Origin of the sequence: Micromonospora sp. NPDC048894, from assembly GCF_040649765.1 — a bacterium.
GTDB lineage: Bacteria > Actinomycetota > Actinomycetes > Mycobacteriales > Micromonosporaceae > Micromonospora > Micromonospora antibiotica.
The window spans coordinates 283,638-306,125 of sequence record NZ_JBEZFY010000004.1 but is presented as its reverse complement, the minus strand read 5'-3'; the positions used below and the strand labels follow the sequence as shown (position 1 = coordinate 306,125).

The following is a 22,488-nucleotide window of genomic DNA, read 5'->3' as shown; positions in this document are numbered from 1 at the left end:
CTGCAAGCCAGACCTGACGAACCAGCACCAATCACCAGGAGGCAGACATGCAGCTCGCTATCTTCCGTCGGGTCGCCGCAGGCGGCGCGGTGGCCGCCCTGGCCTTCGCGGGCGTCGGCGCCGCGACCACGACCCCGGCGTACGCCGCCTCGTCCAAGGTCTCCGTCGTGCACGGCATCCCGGACACCCCGGTCGACGTCTACGTCAACGGCGAGAAGACCCTCGACAACTTCAAGCCCGGTGACGTGGCCGGCCCGCTGACCCTGCCCGAGGGCGAGTACGACATCGCGCTGACCAAGCCGGGTGAGCCGGTCGGCAGCGCGATCCTCAAGGTCGACGACGCCAAGGTGCCCGGTGGCGCCAACATCAGCCTCGCCGCGCACCTCAGCGCGGACGGCAAGCCGCAGATCACCCCCTTCGTCAACGACACCGCCAAGCTGGCCGCCGGCAAGGCCCGACTGATCGTCCGGCACACCGCCGCCGCCCCGGCGGTCGACGTCCGGGCCGGTGGCAAGCCGGTCTTCGAGGACCTCACCAACCCGAAGGAGGCCAAGGCGGACGTCGACGCGGGCACGGTCAAGGCCGACGTGGTACTGGCCGGCACCGACACCGTGGCGATCGGCCCGGCGGACCTCAACCTCAAGGAGGGCACCGCCACCATCGTCTACGCGATCGGCTCGGCCGAGGCCAAGAACCTCGACGTGGTCGCCCAGACCATCACCGGTCTGCACTCCGCCCCGGGCGGGGTGCCCAGCGGCACCGGCGGGCAGGCCGGCACCGGCGTCGACACCTGGTGGTACGTGCTGGCGGGCGCCGGCGTACTGCTGCTGGTCGGCGGTGGGGCGCGGGTGGCCACCACCCGGACCGGTCGCCGGTGACGGTGCGACACCGCGGGGCGCTGGCGGCGATGGCCGCCGGCGTCGCCGCGCTCACCATCGCCACCGTCGTGGCCTGCGGATCGCAACCGGCCGACGACGTCGGCACCGACGAGGCCGCGGCCCTGGCCAGCAGCAACCCGCCGAGTCCGACGACCGGCACCGGCGCCGGCCCCTCGGTGCCGGTGACCGCCGGGGGCCTGCCGACCGACGAGCGGACCGTGCCACCGGTGAAGCTGCGCATCCCGGCGATCGACGTCACCGCCACGGTCAACCCGGTGGGCGTCGACACCCGGACCGACGAGTTCGACGTCCCGCCGAGCGTGGACCAGATCGGCTGGTACCGGTACGGCCCCGGGCTGGAGACCGACGCCGGCTCGGTGGTGATCGCCGGCCACGTCGACAGCTCCGAGCAGGGCAAGGGGGCGTTCTTCCGGCTCCGCGAACTCGACCGGGGCGACACCCTCACCGCCACCGGCGCGGACGGGAAACAGCGGGCCTACCGGGTCGTCGCCCGCGAGGAGTACGCCAAGACGAAGATCCCACTGGACCGGTACTTCGCCCGGGACGGCAAGCCGCGCCTCACGTTGATCACCTGCGGTGGCCCGTTCGACCCGAAGACCCGGCACTACCGGGACAACATCGTCGTCACGGCCGTACCGGCCTGAGGCGCTGCCGTGCCTGGGGCGCTGCCGTGTCGGCCTGATGCGCTGCCGTGTCGGCCTCCGGACGGCCGCCGCGCCGGCGTACCCGCGTGCCGCCGTCCGGACGGCCGGTGATGCGCCGGTGGGTCGGCCCGGCTTCCAGTCGGACCGGGACCGAACCGGTCCTGGTCCGACCGGGTCGGGCCGGGCCACGCTTCGGCCTGGTCCGACCGGGTCGGGCCGGGCCACACTTCGGTACGGGGCGATCCGGCATCCGACGGTCCGTGCCCCGGCCGTTACGCTGAACAGTGATGGCATACCTGGATCACGCGGCGACCACCCCGATGCTCGACGAGGCGTTGGCGGCGTACGTCGCCACCGCCCGCGAGGTCGGCAACGCGTCGTCGTTGCACGCGACGGGCCGGCGTGCCCGGCGTCGGGTGGAGGAGTCCCGCGAGCGGGTGGCCGCGGTGCTGGGCGCCCGCCCCTCCGAGGTCATCTTCACCGGCGGCGGCACGGAGAGCGACAACCTCGCCGTGAAGGGCATCTTCTGGGCCAGGCGGGCAGCCCGGCCCGACCGGGTCCGGGTGGTCTCCAGCGCCGTCGAGCACCACGCCGTCCTCGACGCGGTCGACTGGCTCGCCGACCACGAAGCCGCCGAGGTCGCCTGGCTGCCCACGGACGCCGCCGGCAAGCTCGACCCGGAACGGCTGCGCACCGAGCTGGCCGAGCACGCCGAGCGGGTCGCCGTGGTGACCGCCATGTGGGCCAACAACGAGGTCGGCACCGTGCAGCCGGTGGCCGCGCTGGCCGCCGTGGCCGCCGAACACGGGGTGCCGCTGCACACCGACGCCGTGCAGGCGGTCGGTCAGGTCCCCGTCGACTTCGCGGCCAGCGGGGTCGCCGCGCTCACCGTGACCGGGCACAAGCTCGGCGGCCCGACCGGGGTCGGCGCGCTGCTGCTCGCCCGGGACGTCGCCGCCACCCCGCTGCTGCACGGCGGCGGGCAGGAACGCGACGTCCGCTCCGGCACCCTGGACACCGCCGGCATCGTCGCCTTCGCGGTCGCCGTCGAAACGGCGGTCAAGGGCCAGCAGGAGTACGCCGCCCGGGTGGCCGCGCTCCGCGACGACCTGGTCCGACGGGTCCGGGAGGCGGTGCCCGAAGTGGTGTTCAACGGCGACCCCGTCGACCGGCTGCCCGGCAACGCGCACTTCTCCTTCCCCGGTTGCGAGGGGGACGCCCTGCTGCTCCTGCTCGACGCCCAGGGCATCGCCTGCTCCACCGGCTCGGCCTGTTCGGCGGGGGTGGCCCAGCCCAGCCACGTACTCCTGGCGATGGGTGCCGACCACGACCGGGCCCGCTCCTCGTTGCGCTTCACCCTCGGCCACACCAGCACCTCCGCCGACGTCGACGCCCTCATCGCCGCCCTACCCGCCGCCGTCGACCGCGCCCGCCGAGCCGCCGCCCTCCGCACCCCCCGCTAACAGCGCTCGCTCCCGCTCCCGCCCCGCCCGCTCCCGCCCCGCCCCGCCCGCTCCCGCCCCGGCCCGCCCGCTCCCGCCCCGCCCGCTCCCGCCCCGGCCCGCCCCGGTGATCAAGAGGTTTACGTCACCCGTCGGCCGGATTCTGACGCAAACCTCTTGATCACCCGCCCCTGCCGGCCCGGCCCCCTGCCGGCCCGGCCCCCTGCCGGCCCGGCCCCCTGCCGGCCTCCACCCTCACCTGCCCGTGCAGGCCTTCCAGCCCGCCCCGTCGCGCGTGGGCGGTGGTGGTGTTCGGTGATCAAGAGATTTAGGTCAGGAACGGGCGCTGGGATGACGCGAACCTCTTGATCACCGGGGCGAGGGCGAGGGCGGGGTGGGGCGAGGGTGGGGAGGGGGAGGGCGGGACGGGGCGAGGGTGGGGGTGGGGTGGGTGGGTAGGGTTGGTGGGGGAGAAGGGGTGTGGCTGGTGAGGGTTCTGGCGGCGATGTCGGGCGGGGTGGACTCCGCTGTGGCGGCGGCGCGGGCGGTGGACGCCGGGCACGACGTGACCGGGGTGCACCTGGCGTTGTCCCGCAACCCGCAGACCTTCCGGACCGGGGCCCGGGGGTGCTGCACGCTGGAGGACTCCCGGGACGCGCGGCGGGCTGCCGACGTGATCGGCATCCCCTTCTACGTGTGGGACATGGCCGAGCGGTTCCACGCCGACGTGGTGGACGACTTCGTCGCGGAGTACGCGGCCGGGCGTACCCCGAATCCGTGTCTGCGCTGCAACGAGAAGATCAAGTTCGCGGCGGTGCTGGACCGGGCGGTGGCGCTGGGCTTCGACGCGGTGGTCACCGGTCACCATGCCCGGCTCGGCCCGGACGGGCTGCTGCGCCGCAGTGTCGACCTCGCCAAGGACCAGTCGTACGTGCTGGCGGTGTTGACCCGCGCGCAGCTCGACCGGTCGGTGTTCCCGCTCGGTGACGCCACCAAGGCGGAGGTCCGCGCCGAGGCGGCCCGGCGTGACCTGGCGGTCGCCGAGAAGCCCGACTCGCACGACATCTGCTTCATCGCCGACGGCGACACCCGGGGTTTCCTCGCCGGGCGGCTCGGCGAGGCGCCCGGCGAGGTGGTCGACGCGTCCACCGGCGAGGTGGTCGGCAGTCACACCGGCGCGTACGCCTACACGGTGGGCCAGCGGCGCGGCCTGCACCTGGACCGGCCCGCCCCGGACGGGCGGCCGCGTTACGTGCTCTCCATCACCCCCAAGACCAACACGGTCACCGTCGGACCCGCCGAGGCGCTGGAGGTTTCCGTGGTCCGCGCCAGCCGTCCGGTCTGGACCGGTGGTGCGCGGCCGACCGCGCCGATCGAGTGTGAGGTGCAGTTGCGGGCGCACGGCGACGTCGTACCGGCCACGGTGAGCGTGGACGGCGACACGCTCGTCGCCGAGCTGCGCCGTCCCGTGCGCGGGGTGGCCGCCGGGCAGGCCGTCGTGGCGTACCGGCCGGATCCGGCCGGTGACGTGGTGCTCGGCTCCGCCACCATCACCGGCTGATCCGCCCACGACGGGGTGCCGTCGGGCTGACCGTCGGTCGGGTGGGTCGCTGCTGAACTGACCGTCGGTCGGGTGGGTCGGCGGGGGCCGGTTACCCTTCGGCGGTGACTCGACAGCAGCTCTGGCCCTGGCCGGCGGGCGCGGCGACCGGCATCGGTTCGCTGCCCGGCACCGACATCGCCGAGGCGCAACGGATCGTCATCGGTGAACTGCCCGCCCTACCGCACCTGCCCGAGTTGCCCGCCCGGGGGCCGGGCGCCGACCTGATCGGGCGTACCGGCGGGTTGCTCGTGGAATTGCCGGTGGAGCTGTACGCCGCCCGTTGGCGGATCGCCCCCCGCCCCGGTCGGGACCTGCGCCGATCCCGGGACCTGCTGGAACGTGACCTCGACCAGCTCGCCGAGCAGGCCGAGGCGTACGCCGGGCCGGTGAAGGTGCAGGCGGCGGGACCGTTCACCCTGGCCACGGCGGTGGAGTTGCCGATCGGCGGGCGGCTGCTGCGCGACCCGGGTGCGGTGCGGGAGCTGACCGCGTCCCTGGCGGAGGGGCTGCGGCTGCACGTCGAGGCGGTGGCCCGCCGGCTGCCCCGGGCCTCGGTGCTGCTCCAACTCGACGAGCCGTCGCTGCCGGCGGCGCTCGCCGGCCGGGTCCGCACCGAGAGCGGTCTGGGCACCTACCGGCCGGTCGACACCACCGTCGCCCGTTCCCTGCTGAGCGAGGTGATCAAGGCGGCCGGGGTGCCGACGGTGGTGCACTGCTGCGCCCCGGACGTGCCGTTGGAGCTGCTGCGCACCGCCGGGGCGGTCGGGGTGGCGCTGGACCTCGCCCTGCTCACCGACCTGGACCCGTTGGGCGAGGCGATCGACGCCGGTCTCGGCCTGCTGGCCGGGGTGGCGCCGACGCAGCCGCCGTCGGCCGGCCGCGCGCCGACGTCGGCCCAGCTCGCCGATCGGGTACGCGGACTCTGGGACCGCCTCGGCTTTCCGCGCCGTCAGCTCGCCGAGCAGGTGGTGGTCACCCCGGCCTGCGGTCTCGCCGGAGCCGGCCCGGAGTACGCCCGCGCGGTGCTCACCGCCTGCCGGGACGCCGCCCGCCGGCTGCACGAGGAGTGAGGGTTTTCCGTCGTACCGGGTGGGCAGGATGACGGTCATGATTGGAAAACTGCGTACCGTCGCCATCGACTGTCCCGATCCGCGTGCCCTGGCCGGTTTCTACGCCGAGCTGCTCGGTCTGCCCCTGGTCGAGGCGGACTCCGACGGCAACGAGTGGGTCGTGCTGGGCGGTCCGCTCGGGCAGCAGCCCCGGCTCGCCTTCCAACAGGCAACCGACCTGATTCCCCCGGCCTGGCCTGATCCGGCGCGTCCGCAGCAGGTCCACCTCGACGTCACGGTCGACGACATCGAGGTGGCCGAGAAGGCGGCGCTCGCCCTGGGCGCCCGGCGGCTGCCCGGCGAGGGGGAGGGTTTCCGGGTGTACGCCGACCCGGTGGGCCACCCGTTCTGCCTCTGCTGGGACTGATGCCTTCCGCCGCCGGACGGGCAGCGGCGGGTGCCGCCGTGGCGCTGCCCGGCCGGCGGCGTCCGGGGTGCCGGGGTGGCCTGGGCGGGGCATGATCGGGTCGTGATCGACTCCTCGCTCCGTCGCGCCTCCGGTTCGCTGTTCGGGCTCGCCTACGGCGATGCGCTCGGCAAGCCGACCGAGTTCCTGTCCGTGCCCGAGATCCACCGCCGGTACGGCCCGGCGGGGCCACGGGAACTGGTCGGCGATCCGGTGCTGGTCACCGACGACACCCAGATGGCGCTCGCGGTGGCGTGGGCCCTGCACGACGCACCCGGGTACACCCCGGAGGCCGTCGAACCGTTGCTGCGTCGGCGCTTCCTGGACTGGGCCGCCAGCCCGGAGAACAACCGGGCACCGGGGATGACCTGCCTGCGGGCCTGCGGCGAGCTGGGTCGGGGGCTGCCCTGGCAGCAGGCGACGGTGGTCGACTCCAAGGGGTGCGGCGCGAACATGCGGGTCACCCCGGTCGGCCTGCTCGACGTCGACCTGGACACCCTCGCCGGGCTGTCCCAGCTCCAGGCCGGCCTCACCCATGGCCACCCCACCGGCCTGGCCGCCAGTGAGCTGACCGCGTACGCGGTGCGGGTGCTGTGCGACGGCGCGGCGCTGACGGAGCTGCCCGGCCTGCTGACCGACCGGGCCCGCGACCAGCGCCACACGTACCGCGACGACTGGTTGGGTGACCTGTGGCGGCGGTGCGGGGCGGACTCCCCGGCGGAGTTCATCGCCACCGGCTGGGACGAGTGCCGGTCGGCGCTGGAGCGGCTCGACGCCGCGCTGCGCCGACCGGACGACGGGGGAGACCCGTGCCGGTACACGGGCGAGGGCTGGATCGCCGAGGAGGCGCTCGCCACCGCGCTGCTCTGCGTCCGGCGGCACCCCGACGACCCGGTGGCCGCGCTCGGCCGGGGCGCGACCACCGCGGGTGACTCGGATTCGATCGCCGCGTTGGCCGGCGCGTTCCTCGGCGCGGCCTACGGGCTGTCCGGCTGGCCGCCTGCCTGGTCCACCCGCATCGAGTACGCCGACCAGCTCGCCACCCTCGGCGCGGCCTGGGACTGACCCGCCCGCCCGGCCAGATGCCGCCAACCCGCCCGCCCGCCCGGCCGCCGGACCGCCCGCCCGGCCGCCGGACCGCCCGCCCGGCCGCCGGACCGCCCGCCCGGCCGCCGGGCCGGATGCCACCCGGCCGGATGCCCGGCCGGCTGGATGCCGCCCACCTGCCCGGCCGGCCGGATGCCGCCCGGCCGGCCGGATGCCGCGCCGTCGCGGTGTCGGTCACCACGACGGGAGCGCCGGGGGTGGTGCGGTGCTCAGGCCGGGCTGCGTCGCCCGTGCAGTCGCTTCACCCGCCGCCACAGGGCCGGGTCGCAGCTACCGGCCCGGCGGGAGAAGGCGTCGGCGGGGATACGCATCGGCTCGGCCAGATCCAGCCAGCTGTCGTGTTCGGCGTCCGGGTCCCAGTCCCGGGTCGGGATCGATACGTGGTCGTCCCGGTCGCTCTTGTCCTGGCTGGTGATCTTGAGGACCTCGATGCCCCGGTCGTCGGCGCGTACCACCAGGCAGGGGCGTACCTTCGAGCCGGTGCCGTCGTGGAACGGTACGTCCGCCCACCAGATGTCACCCGGGCGGGGCGTGCCGGTGGGGGTGCGGGGACGCGGTGGCGCGGTCGGTCGGGCCCGGTCCCGGGGCGGGGTGCCCCGCTCCGGTCGGGTGCGCCCGTCGCCACTCGACGGTCGCCCGCCCCGGCGTCGCCACTCGTTCCAGGCCCAGCCGGCGGCGACCGCCAGGACGATCAGCAGCCCCCACAGCAACCACTCCGGCATCGGTACCCCGCCTTCCTCCGGGCGGCCACCGCGCCGCCGACGTGCGGCGATCGTCGCACGCCCCGGGGCCGGTCGCCCGTCGGGCGGGGTGGGGCAGGCAGGGGGAATGTCCCACCGGCCGGTTACCGTGCTCCAGTAGCGTGATCACGGGGGAGGTTCGCACGGTGTCCGGAGGCGACAGGGTGTCGGAAGAAGAGATTCCCCAGCAGGTCAGCGCGGCCCAGGAGGCGGCGGCCGGCGGTGAGCCCACCCCCGAGGCCCGGGAGCGGCACGCCACGTTGGGTCAGGAGCTGACCGAACACCAGTACCGCTACTACGTCCTCGATGCGCCGACCATCACCGACGCCGAGTTCGACAGGCAGTTGCGCGAGCTGGAGGCGTTGGAGGCGGAGTACCCGGCACTGCGTACCCCCGACTCGCCGACACAGCGGGTCGGCGGCACCTTCTCCACCGATTTCACCCCGGTCACCCACGCCGAGCGGATGCTGTCGCTGGACAACGCCTTCGCCGACGAGGAGCTGGCCGCCTGGGCCGAGCGGGTCGAGCGGGACGCCGGTGGCCCGGTGCCCTACCTGTGCGAGCTGAAGGTCGACGGCCTGGCCATCAACCTGACCTACGAGAAGGGTCGGCTGGTCCGCGCCGCCACCCGGGGCGACGGGCGCACCGGTGAGGACGTCACCGCCAACGTGCGCAGCATCCGCAGCGTGCCGGCCCGGCTCACCCCGTCCGACGAGTTCCCCGACGTTCCGGAGCTGCTGGAGGTGCGGGGCGAGATCTACTTCCCGGTCGCCGGGTTCGCCGACCTCAACGCCAGCCTGGTCGAGCAGGGCAAGGCGCCGTTCGCCAACCCGCGAAACGCCGCCGCCGGCAGCCTGCGCCAGAAGGATCCCCGGATCACCGCGTCCCGGCCGCTGCGGCTGGTGGTGCACGGCACCGGCGCCCGCACCGGCTTCCGGCCGGCCACCCAGTCCGAGTCGTATGCGGCGCTGAAGGCGTGGGGGCTGCCGACCAGTGACCGCTGGCGGGTGGTGCCCGACCTGGCCGGCGTGGCGGAATACATCGCCCACTACGCCGAGCACCGGCACGACGTCGAGCACGAGATCGACGGGGTGGTCGTCAAGGTCGACCCGGTGCCCATCCAGGGTCGGCTCGGCTCGACCAGCCGGGCGCCCCGGTGGGCGATCGCCTTCAAGTATCCGCCGGAGGAGGTCAACACCACGCTGCTCGACATCGAGGTCGGCGTCGGGCGGACCGGCCGGATCACCCCGTACGCGGTGCTGGAGCCGGTGCACGTGGCCGGTTCGACGGTCGCCCAGGCCACCCTGCACAACGCCCGCGAGGTCGAACGCAAGGGGGTGCTGATCGGCGACACGGTGGTGCTGCGCAAGGCCGGCGACGTGATTCCCGAGGTGCTCGGCCCGGTCATCGAGCTGCGACCCGCCGACGCCCGCCCGTTCGTCATGCCCACCCACTGTCCGTCCTGCAACACGCCGCTCGCCCCGGCCAAGGAGAGCGACGTCGACATCCGCTGCCCCAACACCCGCAGCTGCCCGGCGCAGCTGCGGGAACGGGTCTTCCACCTCGCCGGGCGGGGCGGCTTCGACATCGAGGTGCTCGGCTACAAGGGCGCCGCCGCGCTGCTCGACGCCGAGATCATCGGCGACGAGGGTGACCTGTTCGCCCTCGACGCCGCGCAGCTCGCCCGCTCGCCGTTCTTCGTCAACAAGGACGGCAGCCTCGGCACCAACGCGACCAAGCTGCTCGACAACCTCGCCGTGGCCCGGGAACGCGACCTGTGGCGGGTGCTGGTGGCGCTCTCCATCCGGCACGTCGGGCCCACCGCCGCGCAGGCCCTGGCCCGGCACTTCCGTTCGGTGGCGGCGATCGAGGCGGCTGCCGAGGAGGAACTGTCCTCGGTCGACGGGGTCGGTCCGACCATCGCCGCCAGCATCAAGGAGTGGTTCGCCGTCGACTGGCACCGCGACGTGGTCCGCAAGTGGGCCGAGGCCGGGGTCCGGATGGCCGAGGAGGCGGTCGACGAGGGGCCGCGCCCGCTGGAGGGGATCACCGTGGTGGTGACCGGCACGCTCGCCGGGTTCAGCCGGGACCAGGCGGCCGAGGCGATCCAGAGCCGGGGCGGCAAGGTCACCGGTTCGGTCTCCAAGAAGACCGGCTTCGTGGTGGTCGGCGACAACCCCGGGTCCAAGGCCGACAAGGCGGCCGGGTTGAAGGTGCCGGTGCTCGACGAGGACGGCTTCCGGGTGCTGCTCGACGCCGGCCCGGAGGCGGCCCGCGAGGTGGCCCGGGTCGAGGAGAGCTGAGCGTCCGGCCGCTGACCTGACCGTCCGCCCGTCCTGCTCCGCCCATAGGTGAATCTTGGGGTCGTATACCAACTTAGTCACGACTACGACCGATTCGTGGCTGTCGTACGGGTCCACCGGCACCCAGGGCGTTTCATGGTGGCAGGTGTGCGACCGGCGTACACCCTGATGGGGCGTGCCCGGGAGGTGCGATGGAGACCGCCGACCCCCGCAACTCGTTCCCGGGCGGGCAGGAGGGGCCGTTCCTGGGCCTCGTCGTCGGGGTGATCGGCCTGGCCGTGCTGGCCTGCGTCGGGCCGCTGATCGACCTCGTCGGCCGGCTGGACCAGCTCCCGGTGGCGTTCTGGACGATGGCGGTGCTCGCGGTCGGCTGCGACGCCCGACCCTTCATCCCCTCGGGACGCCGGCAGACCTCAGCGGTCTTCCCGTCCACCTGTTTCACCTTCGCCATCCTGCTCGGCTGGGGGCTCGGGCCGGCGGTGCTGGTGCAGGCCGTCGCGGTCGCCGTCTCCGGCGTACGGCTGGGCCACGCCCCCTGGCGGACCACCTTCAACGCCGCCCAGTACGCCTGCGCGCTCACCGCCGCCCACCTGGTGCTCCGGCTCGGACCGGGCGGGCTGTTCGACGACGACCGGGTGGGCTGGACCGACGTCCTCACCGCCGGGGGTGCGACCGTCACCTGGTTCGTCGTCAACTACGGGCTGGTCAGCACCGCGTTGCGGCTGCGCTTCGGTGGCCGGTGGTGGCCGGCCGCCCGGCAGGGGCTGCCCTTCGAACTGCTCTCCACCGGTTCGCTGCTGCTGCTCGCCCCGGTCCTGGTCACCGCAGCGCGGGCCAACGCCGCGCTGATCCCGCTGGTGCTGGTGCCCCTGTTCGCGGTCTACCGGATGGCGCACCTCTCCGACGAACAGGTCCAGCTCGCCGCCCTCGACCCGCTCACCGGCCTGCCCAACCGCAAGGCGCTGCTCGCCGAGGTGGCCGAGCAGGTGCACCGGCATGCCGAGCGGGTCGCCCGGGGGGACCGCGGCGCACAGGTGGCGCTCCTGCTCATCGACCTGGACCGGTTCAAGAACGTCAACGACGCGCTCGGCCACGCGGTCGGTGACCGGCTGCTGGTCGAGGTGGGTGCCCGGCTCGCCGAGGTGATCGGGGAGCGCGACCTGCTGGCCCGGCTGGGCGGGGACGAGTTCGCGATCGTGGCCGGTGGGCTCGACGGGGTGGCCGAGGCCCGGGAGTTGGCGGACCGGGTGGTCGCCGCGTTGGCCGAACCGGTGTCGCTGGACGGGCTGCCACTGGACGTCGGCGGTTCGATCGGCATCGCGCTCTTCCCCGACCACGGCGAGGACTACGCCACCCTGATGCGCCACGCCGACGTCGCCATGTACGACGCGAAGCACCGCAACGACACCGTCGCCATGTACGCGGCCGAGTCCGACCACAACTCCGCCGAGCGGTTGGCGCTCCTGGCCGACCTGCGGCGCGTACTGGAGGCGGGGCCGACGGGCGGGCGGGCCGTGCGCGGCGGTGACGGCGCGACACTGCCGTCCCGGCTGGCCCCCGTCGACGGACCCGCCGGTGGCCCGGCCCCCCGCGTCGGCGGACCGGGCCGGTGGTGGCTGCCGCGCCGACGGCAGCGGCCCACACCGGTGCACCCCGACGAGTTGTTGAACCGGATCCTCACCGGTGCCGACCCGGTCCGCCGTCACGGTGGGGTCCCGGAGCACCGGCCGGCCGTGCCGACCCCGGCGGCGCAGGACGTCGCGCCTCCGGCCGGCCCGGCGGAGGTCGGCGAGATCACCATGTACTACCAACCGCAGGTCGCCATCGCCACCGGCGAGGTGGTCGGGGTGGAGGCGTTGCTGCGTTGGCGGCACCCGCGCCGGGGGATGGTCGACCCGGAGGAGCTGATCCGGGTCGCCGAGCAGAGCGCCGTGATGCGCCTGCTCACCTACCGGGTGATCGACGACGTGGTGGCGCAGCTCGCGACGTGGTCGGCGGCCGGGATCACCCTGCGGGCGGCGGTCAACGTCAGCGTGCGGGACCTGCACACCGGGGAGATCGTCGACCGGATCGCCGACCGGCTCGCCGGTGCCGGGGTACGCCCGGAACGGCTGCAGCTGGAGATCACCGAGGGGGCGCTGATGGCCGACCCCCGACGGGTGCTGGCCACCATCACCCGGCTGCACCAGCTGGGGGTCGCCATCTCGCTGGACGACTTCGGCACCGGCTACTCGTCGTTGCAGCACCTGCGCCGGCTGCCGCTGTCCGAGGTGAAGGTGGACCGGTCGTTCGTGCTGGGGATGGCCGAGGACGCCGACGACGCGGCGATCGTCAAGTCGACGATCGAGCTGGCCGGTGCGCTCGGCCTGCGGGTGGTCGCCGAGGGGGTCGAGGACGAACGGACCTGGCGGCTGCTGCACGCGGCCGGTTGCGACGCCGCGCAGGGCTGGTTCTACGCCCGCCCGATGCCCGCCGACGAGTTGACCGCCTGGCTGGCCCGCTACCGCCCGCTGAGCCCCGTCCCCAGCCCGGACGCCGAGATCCCCCGCCGGCACGCCCGCTGACGGTCGCCGGCACATCCACGGGGGTGGGCGGGCGGCCCCCGGACCGGCCGGCGGCCCGGACGCAGGGGGAGTCGGAGGTGTCGGGGTGAGCGCAGGACAATAGACTCGCTCCGGTCACCGCGCGTCAATCCCGTCGACGGCGCGGCCGGCACACCGAGACGCAGCAGCACAGCCACGAAGGGGGCACCGATGGCCGCCATCTCCCGCGAGGAGGTCGCGCACCTCGCGCGACTGTCGCGGCTCGCCGTCACCGAGGAGGAGCTGGACACCTTCGCCGGCCAACTGGACGTGATCCTCCAGTCGGTCGCGCAGGTCGGCGAGGTCACGGCGGCGGACATCCCGCCGACCTCCCACTCGGTGCCGCTGACCAACGTGCTCCGCGACGACGTGGTGGTGCCCGGGTTGACCCCGCAGGAGGCGCTGTCGGGTGCCCCCGACGTCGCCGAGCAGCGGTTCCGCGTCCCGCGCATCCTGGACGAGGACGTGGCGTCGTGAGCGGGTGTGAACGTGACACCGGGTGTGATCCGGTGAGCGGGCGGGGCGAGCGAACCATCGAGCACAGTGCGCCGGGTGTCCGGGGCGCCGGTGAGCGGAGCGAGGCGACGGCATGACCGACCTGACCAGAATGACCGCGACCGACCTGGCCGGCCTGGTGGCCTCGGGGGAGACCTCCGCGGTCGAGGTGACCCGGGCCCACCTGGACCGGATCGCCGCCGTCGACGACCGGGTGCACGCGTTCCTGCACGTCGACACCGAGGGGGCGCTGGCCGCCGCCCGCGCGGTCGACGAGCGGCGGGCCGCCGGTGAGCAGCTCGGACCGCTGGCCGGGGTGCCGGTGGCGGTGAAGGACGTGCTCACCACGAAGGGCGTACCGACCACCGTCGGCTCCAAGATCCTGGAAGGCTGGCGTCCGCCGTACGACGCGACGATCGTGCAGCGGCTGCGCGCGGCCGGCACGGTGATGCTCGGCAAGACCAACATGGACGAGTTCGCGATGGGTTCCTCCACCGAATACTCGGCGTACGGCCCGACGCACAACCCGTGGGACACCGACCGGATCCCGGGCGGCTCCGGCGGGGGCAGCGCCGCCGCGCTGGCCGCGTACGAGGCCCCGCTGGCCATCGGCTCCGACACGGGTGGCTCGATCCGCCAGCCCGGCGCGGTCACCGGCACCGTCGGCGCGAAGCCCACCTACGGCGGCACCTCCCGGTACGGCCTCGTCGCGTTCTCCTCCTCGCTGGACACCCCGGGCCCGTGTGCCCGTACGGTGCTCGACGCGGCGCTGCTGCACCAGGTCATCGGCGGGCACGACCCGCGCGACTCCACCTCCATCCCGCAGCCGGTGCCGGACGTGGTCGCCGCCGCGAAGCTCGGTGCGACGGGCGACCTGACCGGGGTGAAGCTCGGCATCGTCAAGGAGTTCACCGGTGAGGGCGCGGAGCCGGGCGTGATGGCCGCGTTCCGCGAGTCGGTGGACACCCTGGCCAAGCTGGGCGCCGAGATCGTCGAGGTGTCCTGCCCGCACTTCCGGTACGCGCTGCCGGCGTACTACCTGATCGCGCCGAGCGAGTGCTCCTCCAACCTGGCCCGGTTCGACGGGGTCCGGTTCGGGTTGCGGGTCGGTGACGACGGCAACCGGTCGCTGGAGGAGGTCATGTCGCTGACCCGGGAGGCCGGGTTCGGCGCCGAGGTCAAGCGGCGGATCATGGTCGGCACGTACGCGCTGTCGTCGGGCTACTACGACGCCTACTACGGGCAGGCGCAGAAGGTCCGTACCCTGATCACCCGGGACTTCACCTCGGCGTTCGAGCAGGTCGACGCGCTGATCTCGCCCACCACGCCGTTCGTGGCGTTTCCGATCGGGGCGCGTACCGCCGACCCGTACCAGATGTACCTGGCGGACCTGTTCACCATCCCGACGAACCTGTACGGCGGGCCGGGCATCTCGGTGCCGTGCGGCCTGTCCGAGGGGCTGCCCGTCGGTCTGCAGGTGATGGCCCCGACGATGGCCGACGACCGGATGTACCGGGTCGCCGCCGCGCTGGAGTCCGTGGTCGGCACGTTCACCCCACCGGCACTGTGAGGCTGGAGTTCAGATGACGACGACACTGCCCGCGTACGACGAGGTCGTTGCGCGTTACGAGCCGGTGATCGGCCTGGAGACCCACGTCGAGCTGGGCACGAACACCAAGATGTTCTGCGGTTGCCCGACCGACTTCGGTGGGGAGCCCAACACCCGGGTCTGCCCGGTGTGCCTGGGCCTGCCCGGTTCGTTGCCGGTGGCCAACAAGGCGGCCATCGAGGCGACCATCCGGATCGGCCTGGCGCTGAACTGCTCCATCGCGCAATGGTGCCGGTTCGCCCGGAAGAACTACTTCTACCCGGACATGCCGAAGGACTTCCAGATCAGCCAGTACGACGAGCCGCTGTGCTCCGACGGCTACCTGGACGTCGAGGTGAACGGCGAGCTGGTGCGGATCGGCATCGAGCGGGTGCACCTGGAGGAGGACACCGGCAAGACGCTGCACGTCGGTGGGGCCACCGGCCGCATCCACGGGGCGACCGAGTCGCTCGTCGACTACAACCGGGCCGGCATCCCGCTGGTGGAGATCGTCACCAAGCCGGTTCCCGGCACCGGTGCGCTCGCCCCCGAGGTCGCCAAGGCGTACGTGACGGAGCTGCGCGACGTGCTGCGTTCGCTGGGGGTCTCCGACGTGCGGATGGAGGAGGGGTCGCTGCGCTGCGACGTCAACACCTCCCTCAACCTGCCGGGCGAGGAGTGGGGCACCCGCACCGAGACCAAGAACGTCAACTCGTTGCGGTCGGTGGAGCGGGCGGTCCGTTCGGAGATCCTGCGGCAGGCGTCGGTGCTGGACGCGGGCGGCCGGATCACCCAGGAGACCCGGCACTTCCACGAGGACACCGGGGACACCACGCCGGGCCGGTCCAAGGAGACCGCCACCGACTACCGCTACTTCCCGGAGCCGGATCTGGTGCCGCTCGCCCCGGACACCGCCTGGGTGGCCGAGCTGAAGGCGGCCCTGCCGGAGCTGCCCCGGCTGCACCGTCGCCGGCTCCAGGAGCAGTGGGGCCTGTCCGACCTCGACATGCAGTCGGTGCTCAACGCCGGTGCGGTCGAGCTGATCGAGGCGACCGTGGCGGCCGGCACCACCCCGGCGGCGGCCCGCAAGTGGTGGCTGGGTGAGCTGTCCCGCCGGGCCAACGAGACGGGTGTGGAGCTGGCCGACATCGGGGCCACCCCGGCGCAGGTCGCCGAGCTGCAGGGCCTGGTCGACGCGGGCAAGCTCAACGACAAGCTGGCCCGGACGGTGCTGGAGGGCGTGGTCGACGGCGAGGGTTCGCCCACCGAGATCATGACCAACCGGGGTCTGGAGGTGGTCTCCGACACCGGCGCGCTCACCGCCGCCGTGGACGAGGCGATCGCCGCCAACCCGGCCATCGCCGACAAGATCCGCAGCGGCAAGGTCGCCGCTGCCGGTGCGCTGGTCGGCGCGGTGATGAAGGCCACCCGTGGCCAGGCCGACGCCAAGACCCTCCGTGACCTGATCCTGGAGCGCCTCGGCGTCCAGGGCTGACCCGAGCGGGCCGGAGCCGAGGCTTCCCGCCCGCGACCGGCGAGGGCCGCCGTCGTGACCCGACGGTGGCCCTCACCCCTTCCCCCGGGGTACGCGCGCGACCCGCGCGACCCCCCACCGAGGGCGTCAACGGCGACGCCCGGATGGAGTTGCCGTGAACGAGCACGACCTCGACGTCCTCGACGAGATCCAGCGGCGGGTGCTGTGGCTCGCCACCCGGATCGTGGACGCGGCCAACCACGACCGGGACACCGGCGACGGGGTGAAGGTCGGTGGGCACCAGGCGTCGAGTGCCTCCCTGGTCACCGCGATGACCGCGCTGTGGTTCGCCCACCTGGACGCCGAGGACCGGGTGGCGGTCAAGCCGCACGCCTCCCCGGTGTTCCACGCGATTCAATACCTGCTCGGCAACCTGGACCGGTCGTACCTGACGCAGCTGCGGGCGCGGGGCGGGTTGCAGTCGTACCCGTCGCGGACGAAGGACCCGGACGAGGTGGACTTCTCCACCGGTTCGGTCGGGTTGGGCGCGGCGGCCCCACTGTTCGCCGCGGTGACCCGCCGCTACGTCGACGCCCACTTCGGGGCCCGCCCGCACTCCCGGTTCGTCGCGTTGATCGGCGACGCCGAGCTGGACGAGGGCAACATCTGGGAGGCGGTCGCCGACCCGGCCACCACCGGCCTCGGCAACGTGATGTGGCTTGTCGACTTCAACCGGCAGTCGCTGGACCGGGTGGTGCCCGGCATCCGGATCGACCAGTGGCGGGGGCAGTTCGAGGCCGCCGGTTGGCACGTCGTCGAGGTCAAGTACGGCCGTCGGCTGGCGCAGGCGTACGCCCGGCCGGGTGGGGCGGCGCTGCGCGACTGGATCGACCGGATGCCCAACGAGCAGTACCAGTCGCTGTTCGGGTTGGCCGGGCCGGCGCTGCGGCAGCAGTTCCTGGACGGGGCGCCCGACGGTATCGCCGGGTTCATCGCCGATCTGACCGACGAGGAGCTGGCCCCGCTCGTCACCGACCTGGGCGGGCACGACCTGGCGGCGATGCTCGACGCGTACGCGCAGTGCGACGCGGTCACCGACCGGCCCAGCGTCGTCTTCGCGTACACCGTCAAGGGGTGGGGGTTGCCGCTCGCCGGTAATCCGCGCAACCATTCGGCGTTGCTGTCCACCGGGCAGGTCGACGTGTTGCGGGCGGCGCATGGCCTGACCACCGCGACCGAGTGGGACCGGCTCGACCCGGCGAGTCCGGCCGGCATCCGGGCCGGCGCGCGCCGTGAGGCGCTGGCCCGCGCGCCCCGCCACCGCTCGCTGGGGGTCACCGTCCCGGAGTCCACCGGGGTACGCACGCAGAAGCCGATCTCCACCCAGGAGGCGTTCGGGCGGGTGCTGGTGGAGCTGGCCCGGGACCCCCAGGTCGCGCCCTACCTGGTCACCACCGCGCCGGACGTGGCGACCTCCACCAACCTGGCCGGGTTCATCAACCGGACCGGGGTGTTCGCCCCGACGGAGCGGCGGTCCTGGTCGCAGGACCGGATGCTGCGCTGGACGGAGAGCCCCGCCGGGCAGCACATCGAACTGGGCATCTCCGAGATGAACCTGTTCCTGCTGCTGGGTCAGCTCGGCCTGTCCTGGGACCTGTCCGGGCAGCCGCTGCTGCCGGTCGGCACCGTCTACGACCCGTTCGTGCTGCGCGGGCTGGACGCGTTCCTCTACGGCACCTACTCGGGTTCCCGGTTCGTGGTGGCCGGCACCCCGTCGGGCGTCACGCTGGCCCCGGAGGGTGGCGCCCACCAGTCGACCATCACCGCCTCCGTCGGCCTGGAACTGCCCGGGGTCACCTTCTGCGAACCGGCGTACGCGACCAGCCTCGACTGGTTGCTCTGTGACGCGTTCGGGCAGATCGCGCAGGGCGCTGCGCCGGCCGCTACCGCCGCGCCGGCCGAGGACGGGGCGTACTACTTCCGGTTGAGCACCCGCCCGCTGGACCAGACACCGTTCGAGGCGGCCCGGGTCCGCCTCGGCGACGCGGTGCTGCGCCGGCAGGTGGTCGCCGGGGCGTACCGGCTGGTGGACGCGCACCAGGCGTACCCGCAGCTGGCCGACGCGCCGGTGGTGACCCTGGCCGCCTCGGGGGCGGTGCTGCCGGAGGTGCTGGCCGCCGCCGCCGAACTGGCCGACGAGGGCATCGCCGCGCACGTGGTCGACGTGACGAGCCTGGACCGCCTCTACCGGGCGTGGCAGCGCACCCTGCGCCAGGGCGTGCGTACGGCGACCGTGCCGAGCGTGCCGGGCGCGTTGCGGGCCGCCTTCGGGGACCGTACCCCCCTGGTGACCGTGCACGACGCGGCCTCGCACGCGATGGCCTGGCTCGGCTCGGCGCTGGGTGTGCCGGCGGTGCCGCTCGGGGTGGACGAGTTCGGCCAGTCCGGCAGCGTCCGCGAGCTGTACGAGCTGCACGACCTGCTCCCCGGCAGCATCGTCAACGCCGCCCTGGCCGCCCTGTCCCTACGCTGACGGGTCGCGATGGTGCCTCGCGTGGTCCGGGCCATCTCCGGTTCGGGAAACCCACCCCTCAGCGGGGCAGGCCACCTGTCTGATTACCCTCTGTGATTGTTGTGGCTGGTGCCGCTCTGGGTCACTCTGAGTGTTCTTCCTGGCGATCCTCGTGATGTGGGTCTGCATCCTTTGCTCTGCTGCCATAGAGGCGACACGGCTTTGAACAGGGAGAATGTAGAACGCTGCGACTGGGGACTATTGGCAGCTTCCTGACGGAAGGTAACTGTCGCGGTGAGGGCAGCAGAGCAAAGGATGCGGGTGTGCATAGGTGGGTGCGGCCTGGAGGTGACGCTTGGTGACATTGGTGGAGGTGGTGGGTGGGGCGTTCGCGCATCAGAGGCCCTGGCAGTGGGCGTGCAGCCATCGGCAATGCGCCGGCAGCGGCGGTGGCGTGGCGGCGGTCCACCCGCTGACGTCGGCTGTGCGCCGGTCGCCTGGCGGACGTCGGCTGTGCGCCGCCGCCTGCCCCGGCCGCCGGCCCGTGCCCCGGCTGCCGGCTCCTGCCCCAGCCGCCTGTCCCAGCCGCCTGCCTGACCACGGTGTGTCGGCGGTCTGCCTGTCGGGGGTCAGCTGGTCGGGGTGGGGGCCGGCGAGGTGGGGGTCGGGGCGCTCCCGGAGGGGGACGCCGACTCCGACGCGCCCCGGGTCGGGGTCGGGGTGACCGGGACGTCGGCGCCCTTCGCCGGATCGCGGATCACGTGACGTTCCAGGTTCACCTGGGCCTGCCCGGTGCCGCCGACCGTGATGTCGTCGTAGGCCTGGAGCAGCTTCTGCTGGTCGAAGTAGAGCACCGACATCGACAGCGGGGTCGGCTTCTCGCCCTCCAGCCCGCGTAGGCCGGCACCGCCGGTGGAGCCCTCCACCATCAGCTGGGTCGGCTGCTGGCCGTCCACCTGCGGCAACTTCGACATCTGGCGGGCGTGGGTGTGCCCGGCCAGCACCAGGGGGCAGGTGCCGGAGAGCGGCCCGGCCGACGCCGGATCGTGCACCAGGGCGATGTTCACCGGTCGCGGCGAGCTGCGGATCGTGCCGGCGAGCGTCTCGCCGGCCCCGATGACCTGGTCGGCGACCTGGGCGGTGAGGCCGCTGCCGGCCGGCGAGGTCTCCTTGTCCGGGGTGAACCGGGGGTCCCCGATGCCGGCGATGGTCAGCCCGGCGACGGTGGTGGTCGAGTTGTTCAACACCACCGCGTTGGGTTGCCGGGCCACCGCCGCCGCCGTCCTGGGTGAGTCGTGGTTGCCCCGGATGTAGACGTACGGCTTCTTGAGCAGGCCGATCGACCCGACGTACGACGCCTCGGGTTCGCTGCCCCAGTCGGTCAGGTCACCGGTATCGATCACCACGTCGATGCCGAACTGCTCGACCACGGTGCGGATCAACTGCCAGCCGGTCGGGTTGAGGTGCATGTCGGAGACGTGCAGCACCCGGGTGGTGCCCGGTGCCGGCTCGTACACCGGCAGGGCCGAGACCGTGGTGTAGAGCTGGCTGACGTTGCCGACCAACCGTTGCAACTGCTCGGCGTAACGGCTGTAGTCGTTGGCGATCCGCCGGGCGTCACCGACGATCGCCGGGGCGTTGACCAGCAGCCCCTCGTACCGTGGCTCCTCGATGGCCTGCGGGCGCAGGGTGCCCGCCGCGAGCCCGAGGCTGCCGACGGTGACCACCAGGGCCACCCCACCGGCCCAGGCGGTCCGCCGGGTGTCCCGGAAGACCAGAGCCGCCAGGATCAGGGTGACCAGCACCGCCGCGCCGAGGGTACGCAGACCGAGCCGCAGCACCCCGTTACGGACGTCCGTCACCGCCGACTGGCTGGCCCGGCTGATGCTGGCCGGGTCGTCGATCAACGCCTCGGTCTTACGCTGGTCCAGCGCCCCCAGGCCCACCGTCAGGTGGGTCGGACCCTGGTGGCTGTCGAGCTGTAGCGCCCCCAGCGGGGGGATGTCGACGGTGGTGCCGCCCCGCACGGCCGGCGCGAGGGTCAGGTCGGCGCGGAACGGGCCGATGTCGGTGCTGACCCGACCACCGGCGAACACCCCGATGACCGTTCCGGTCAGCGCGACCAGCAGCACCGCCAGCACCACGCCGGCCCGGCGCGTCCCCCTTGACCGGCCGGTGGGCCACCGGGGCGACCAGCGCCGCTCACGCCGGGCGGGGGTGTCGTCGTCCCCGGGCCCGCGCTGCTCGTTCTCCTGACCGTCCATGCTGAGATTCTGACCTGCCCACTGAAAGATCTTGGCAAACCTGGCGGACGGGCAGCCGATCCGCCCGGTACCTGCCCTGCTGTCCGACCGTCGGCGTGTCGTCAGCTCCGGCCGGCACCACCGTCGGCGAAGACCAACCGCAGCAGCCGGTCGTCCTCCGGCACCGGCTGGCCCCGCCCGTCGTGGTTGGAGGTGGAGACCCAGAGCGAACCGTCCGGGGCGGCGGCGACCGCCCGCAGCCGACCGTACTTCCCGGTGAGCAGTTCCCGGGGTGCGCCCAGCACGGTGCCCGTGTCGGTCAACTCCACCAGCCAGAGCCGCTCGCCGCGCAGGCAGGCGGCGGCCAACAGCCGGCCCGTCGCGGCCAGCCCCGAGCAGGACGCCTCGTCGGTGCCCCACTGCACGATCGGGTCAACGAACCTGCCGTCACCCGCCTGACCCTCCACCGTCGGCCAGCCGTAGTTGGCGCCCTTGTCGATCCGGTTGATCTCGTCCCAGGTGTTCTGTCCGAACTCGGTGGCGTACATCCGCTTGCCCGCGTCCCAGGCCAGTCCCTGCACGTTGCGGTGCCCCAGCGACCAGACCGGCGAGCCGGGGAACGGGTTGCCCGGGGCCGGCTTGCCGTCCGGGGTGATCCGCAGGATCTTGCCGGCCAGGGTGGCCCGGTCCTGCGCGGCGGCCCGGTCACCGGCGTCGCCGGTGCTGACGTAGAGCTGCCCGTCCGGGCCGAAGGCGAGCCCACCGCCGTTGTGGTTGCCGGCCTTCGGGATGCCGGTCAGGATCGGCGTGGGTGCGCCACCCAGCGTCAACCGCGCCACCCGGTTGTCCTGCTCGGTGGTGTAGTAGACGAACACCGACCGGTCCTGCGCGTACGCCGGGGAGACGGCGATGCCGAGCAGCCCCGCCTCGCCGGACGCGGCCACCCCCGGCACGGTCTGCGCCGGGGTGACGGTCAACCCCTGCGGCCCCGACTCCGGCCCGACCTTGAGGATCCGGCCGCTGTCCCGTTCGGTGACCAGCGCCGCCCCGTCGGGCAGGAACGCCATCCCCCACGGCACCCGCAACCCCTTGGCCAGCACCGTGGCCACCACCTGCTGCTCGGGGGTGTTCGCCGACGCCGACGGGGTCGGCAGGTTGGGTGGTTCACCGGCCGGATCGGGATCCGGCGGGCCTAGACTGCACCCGGTCAGCAGCAGCGCGACACCGGACGTCGCCAGGGCCGCGCGGACCCGGGCGGTGCGGGGGTACGGGAGACGGGCGCTCACCCGGCCCAGCCTAGCCCGCGAATCGGGGCCCGCCGGGCCACCGGGAACGGCCCAC

16 protein-coding genes are annotated in these 22,488 nt (G+C 73.6%); 13 read left to right on the top strand and 3 right to left on the bottom strand.

Features of this window, described 5'->3' with window-relative positions:
- Positions 1–47 precede the first annotated feature (47 nt).
- The 7 genes from AB0C22_RS10985 (at position 48) to AB0C22_RS10955 (ending at position 7,168) form a co-directional block, all read left to right on the top strand.
- Positions 48–878 (top strand): DUF4397 domain-containing protein, encoded by an 831-nt coding sequence (locus tag AB0C22_RS10985; protein ID WP_208567314.1) that lies wholly within the window; start codon positions 48–50, stop codon positions 876–878.
- A complete protein-coding gene (locus AB0C22_RS10980; RefSeq protein ID WP_357534688.1) occupies positions 875–1,543 on the top strand; it encodes a class F sortase in 669 nt (222 codons plus the stop codon). Before AB0C22_RS10985 ends, AB0C22_RS10980 begins: the two co-directional genes overlap by 4 nt.
- A 287-nt stretch (positions 1,544–1,830) precedes the next feature.
- Positions 1,831–3,006 (top strand): cysteine desulfurase family protein, encoded by a 1,176-nt coding sequence (locus tag AB0C22_RS10975; RefSeq protein ID WP_208567312.1) that lies wholly within the window; start codon positions 1,831–1,833, stop codon positions 3,004–3,006.
- 466 nt (positions 3,007–3,472) lie between these two features.
- Positions 3,473–4,546, top strand: coding sequence for a tRNA 2-thiouridine(34) synthase MnmA (gene mnmA / locus AB0C22_RS10970; RefSeq protein ID WP_219468006.1), 1,074 nt, complete (start codon positions 3,473–3,475; stop codon positions 4,544–4,546).
- A gap of 104 nt (positions 4,547–4,650) precedes the next feature.
- Entirely contained in the window at positions 4,651–5,658 is a 1,008-nt protein-coding gene (locus AB0C22_RS10965) for a methionine synthase (RefSeq protein ID WP_219468009.1), read from the top strand.
- Positions 5,659–5,695: 37 nt separating this feature from the next.
- Complete coding sequence (locus AB0C22_RS10960) at positions 5,696–6,064, top strand: VOC family protein (RefSeq protein ID WP_208567309.1); 369 nt, start codon at positions 5,696–5,698, stop codon at positions 6,062–6,064.
- A 102-nt stretch (positions 6,065–6,166) separates the two neighbouring features.
- Complete coding sequence (locus AB0C22_RS10955; RefSeq protein WP_357534685.1) at positions 6,167–7,168, top strand: ADP-ribosylglycohydrolase family protein; 1,002 nt, start codon at positions 6,167–6,169, stop codon at positions 7,166–7,168.
- A 251-nt stretch (positions 7,169–7,419) separates the two neighbouring features.
- Here the strand turns inward: AB0C22_RS10955 and AB0C22_RS10950 are convergent, their stop codons facing one another.
- Complete coding sequence (locus AB0C22_RS10950; RefSeq protein WP_219468016.1) at positions 7,420–7,932, bottom strand: type II toxin-antitoxin system PemK/MazF family toxin; 513 nt, start codon at positions 7,930–7,932, stop codon at positions 7,420–7,422.
- A gap of 182 nt (positions 7,933–8,114) precedes the next feature.
- Here AB0C22_RS10950 and ligA point away from each other — a divergent pair, with 182 nt between their 5' ends.
- From ligA to AB0C22_RS10920, 6 genes are all read left to right on the top strand, one after another.
- Positions 8,115–10,253 carry an NAD-dependent DNA ligase LigA gene (ligA, locus tag AB0C22_RS10945; protein WP_219468020.1) on the top strand — a complete coding sequence of 713 codons (2,139 nt, stop codon included), beginning with the start codon at positions 8,115–8,117 and terminating at the stop codon, positions 10,251–10,253.
- 191 nt (positions 10,254–10,444) lie between these two features.
- Entirely contained in the window at positions 10,445–12,817 is a 2,373-nt protein-coding gene (locus tag AB0C22_RS10940; protein ID WP_219468024.1) for an EAL domain-containing protein, read from the top strand.
- Between the two features lie 189 nt (positions 12,818–13,006).
- Positions 13,007–13,312 (top strand): Asp-tRNA(Asn)/Glu-tRNA(Gln) amidotransferase subunit GatC, encoded by a 306-nt coding sequence (gene gatC / locus AB0C22_RS10935; protein WP_088641698.1) that lies wholly within the window; start codon positions 13,007–13,009, stop codon positions 13,310–13,312.
- A 112-nt stretch (positions 13,313–13,424) separates the two neighbouring features.
- Entirely contained in the window at positions 13,425–14,900 is a 1,476-nt protein-coding gene (gatA, locus tag AB0C22_RS10930) for an Asp-tRNA(Asn)/Glu-tRNA(Gln) amidotransferase subunit GatA (protein ID WP_357534682.1), read from the top strand.
- A 13-nt stretch (positions 14,901–14,913) separates the two neighbouring features.
- A complete protein-coding gene (gene gatB / locus AB0C22_RS10925; RefSeq protein WP_219468026.1) occupies positions 14,914–16,413 on the top strand; it encodes an Asp-tRNA(Asn)/Glu-tRNA(Gln) amidotransferase subunit GatB in 1,500 nt (499 codons plus the stop codon).
- A 154-nt stretch (positions 16,414–16,567) separates the two neighbouring features.
- The gene (locus AB0C22_RS10920; RefSeq protein ID WP_219468029.1) at positions 16,568–18,925 is read left to right on the top strand and encodes a transketolase C-terminal domain-containing protein; all 2,358 of its coding nucleotides are present in this window, start codon (positions 16,568–16,570) and stop codon (positions 18,923–18,925) included.
- Between the two features lie 608 nt (positions 18,926–19,533).
- On the opposite strand, the gene AB0C22_RS10915 is transcribed toward AB0C22_RS10920, so the two are convergent.
- Together AB0C22_RS10915 and AB0C22_RS10910 are read right to left on the bottom strand one after the other, a co-directional pair.
- A complete protein-coding gene (locus AB0C22_RS10915) occupies positions 19,534–21,168 on the bottom strand; it encodes a metallophosphoesterase (protein ID WP_357534680.1) in 1,635 nt (544 codons plus the stop codon).
- Positions 21,169–21,269: 101 nt separating this feature from the next.
- Positions 21,270–22,433 (bottom strand): PQQ-dependent sugar dehydrogenase, encoded by a 1,164-nt coding sequence (locus AB0C22_RS10910; RefSeq protein ID WP_357534678.1) that lies wholly within the window; start codon positions 22,431–22,433, stop codon positions 21,270–21,272.
- Positions 22,434–22,488 lie beyond the last annotated feature (55 nt).

Coding starts and splice junctions, on each gene's coding strand:
- gatC (WP_088641698.1), top strand. CDS start 13,007: ATGGCCGCCATCTCCCGCGAGGAGGTCGCGCACCTCGCGCGACTGTCG.
- gatA (WP_357534682.1), top strand. CDS start 13,425: ATGACCGACCTGACCAGAATGACCGCGACCGACCTGGCCGGCCTGGTG.
- gatB (WP_219468026.1), top strand. CDS start 14,914: ATGACGACGACACTGCCCGCGTACGACGAGGTCGTTGCGCGTTACGAG.
- AB0C22_RS10975 (WP_208567312.1), top strand. CDS start 1,831: ATGGCATACCTGGATCACGCGGCGACCACCCCGATGCTCGACGAGGCG.
- AB0C22_RS10960 (WP_208567309.1), top strand. CDS start 5,696: ATGATTGGAAAACTGCGTACCGTCGCCATCGACTGTCCCGATCCGCGT.
- AB0C22_RS10940 (WP_219468024.1), top strand. CDS start 10,445: ATGGAGACCGCCGACCCCCGCAACTCGTTCCCGGGCGGGCAGGAGGGG.
- AB0C22_RS10915 (WP_357534680.1), bottom strand. CDS start 21,168: ATGGACGGTCAGGAGAACGAGCAGCGCGGGCCCGGGGACGACGACACC.
- AB0C22_RS10985 (WP_208567314.1), top strand. CDS start 48: ATGCAGCTCGCTATCTTCCGTCGGGTCGCCGCAGGCGGCGCGGTGGCC.
- AB0C22_RS10950 (WP_219468016.1), bottom strand. CDS start 7,932: ATGCCGGAGTGGTTGCTGTGGGGGCTGCTGATCGTCCTGGCGGTCGCC.